This is a genomic window from Hydrogenophaga sp. (assembly GCF_030158645.1).
Taxonomy (GTDB): domain Bacteria; phylum Pseudomonadota; class Gammaproteobacteria; order Burkholderiales; family Burkholderiaceae_C; genus Hydrogenophaga.
The window spans coordinates 1-2,087 of the sequence record NZ_JAOASO010000087.1; the positions used below are offsets into that span (position 1 = coordinate 1).

At 68.7% G+C, this 2,087-nt stretch carries 3 protein-coding genes; all 3 read right to left on the reverse strand.

The window, feature by feature from the left end:
- On the reverse strand, window positions 1–256 hold a 256-nt coding region (locus tag Q1W68_RS09015; protein ID WP_300716282.1), incomplete at its 3' end, for a RidA family protein.
- A gap of 70 nt (window positions 257–326) precedes the next feature.
- Window positions 327–1,298 carry a transglutaminase family protein gene (locus Q1W68_RS09020; RefSeq protein WP_300648790.1) on the reverse strand — a complete coding sequence of 324 codons (972 nt, stop codon included), beginning with the start codon at window positions 1,296–1,298 and terminating at the stop codon, window positions 327–329.
- 89 nt (window positions 1,299–1,387) lie between these two features.
- On the reverse strand, window positions 1,388–2,087 hold a 700-nt coding region (locus Q1W68_RS09025; protein WP_300716285.1), incomplete at its 5' end, for an alpha-E domain-containing protein.

Here is a 2,087-nt window from a genome sequence, read left to right on the forward strand (position 1 = left end):
TTTTGCCGGCGGCCAGGCAGGCGGCGGCCAGGGTGCCGAGCAGGTCGATGGCCACCGCGCGGGCGGCGGGCTTGGCTTCGTCGGTGGTCATGGTCAGGCCGAGCTGGCCGACCCAGGGCTTGCCGTCTTGTTTGGCGATGTGGCCGCTCAGAAAAATGAGGTTGCCGGTCTGCACGAAGGGCACATAGGCCGCCGCGGGGACTGAGACGGGCGGCAGGACGATGCCCAACTCGGTCAGCTTGTCGTAAATGCTCATGGGATGGCTCCTGAAGGATGAGCGATCCATTCTAATGACGGGCCCTGCGCAGGCGCCGTCCGCGCCGGGCTCAGACTTTGGAGCTGCTCGCCTGCGCTTCGAGCGCTTTCAGTTCGTCGGGCGGTGCGACGGTCACCGCCACCTGCAGCGTGTGGTCGGCACCGCTCTGGATCACGCCCCGCATGGGCGAGACATCGCCAAAATCGCGGCCGGTGGCCAGCGTCACGTAGTCTTCGCCCGGGCTGCCCCAGCCGCAGCGGTTGTTGGTGGGATCGAAGTCGAACCAGGCGCCGGTGGTGTCTGCCCCCTCGTCCGATTCGTTCACGATCGGCACGTACACCGACACCCAGGCGTGCGATGCATCGGCGCCGATCAGGCGCACCTTGCCGGGTGCCGGGCGCGTGAGCAGGTACCCGCTCACGTAGCGAGCCGGCAAGCCCAGGGTGCGCAGGCAGCCCAGCATGATGTGGGCAAAGTCCTGGCAAACGCCCTTGCCCTGGGCGAGCGCTTCGAGCGCAGGGGTGTTGACCTCGGTGCTGGCGGTTTCGTAGGTCAGGTCGGTGTGGATGAGCTCCATCAGCGCCTGGGCCGCGGCCAGCGCGGGCAGGCCCGGCTTGAACGCCGGGCGGGCGAAGGCCGCAAAGGCGTCGTCGCGCGGCACGTAGGGCGACGCGAACAGGAATTCGGCCGCCGGATCGAACGGGGCGTTGGCCCGGTAGCGGAAATGCTCGCGCACGCGCTCCCAGGTCATGGCGCGCCAAGGCTGTCCTTGTGGCAGCGGCTGGTGCGCGAGGGTCTCGACCAGGCTGTCGGCCTCCACCGTGAGCACGCTGTGCGTGGCTTGCAGCGAAAAGAAGGTGCGCTGGTTGCCGAACACATCGGTGGTCTGGCTGCGCGCCGCCGGCGGCGGATCGATGCGCAGCTCGTTGCCGATCAGGCGCTGGTGCGGCGTCTCCAGCGGGCACAGGTGCACCATGTGCTGGGCGAGGTCGATCGAGCCGTGGTAGCGGTAGCGGGTGCGGTGGAGGATGCGAAGAAGCATGTCAGGACCTCCGCCGGGCCGCCCCAAGGAGGGCCAGCGCCCCCTCGGGGGGCAGCGACGACACGAAGTGCGGAGCGTGGGGGCCCATCTCAGGCCCCCAAACTCTGGTTGCGCAGGTCGGCGTGGCTGAAGTGCAGGCGGCTGAGTTCGTTGGAGAGTTCCACCGCCGCGATTTCGCAGCCGTCCAGCAGTTCGGCGAGGTCGCTCCAGCTGCGCAGACCTTCGGGGCTGCGCTGCCAGTTGCTCAGGTCTTGCAGGACCCAGCTGTCGGGGTTGGGCAAGCCGCGGGCGAGCACGGCGTCTTGTGGCGTGGCGCTGCCGGCCAGTTTGTCCAGGCGCGAGCGCAGCGTCTGCACCACCCAGGCGAGCGAACGCGGGTTGTCGCGGTCCATCACCAGCAGGTCGATGAGCGCCACCATGTCCCGGCGCTGCTGGTACTGCGCATGGAAGGTGATGGTGCTGTCGAACAGCGCGATGACCGCTTCAAAGCCGGCCTGGTCGTGCACGCAACCGTGCTCCAGGGCCAGCGACAGCGAACGCGAGAGCGTGACGAGCCGCTCGATGTGGCGGCCCATGGAGAGCAGGCGCCAGCCATCGTCGCGCACCATGCGGTCGGTCTGTGAGCCGGTGATGGCGGCCAGGAGTTCGCTGGCGTTCTGCAGCGCCGTGAGGGCCTCGGCGGTGGCGTACTCGGCGTCGGTGGACAAGGCAGCACAGTCGCGCGCGAAGCTGGATTCGGTGCGCTCGATCAGGTGCCAGTGTTCTTGCGACAGGCGCTCGCGCACCTGC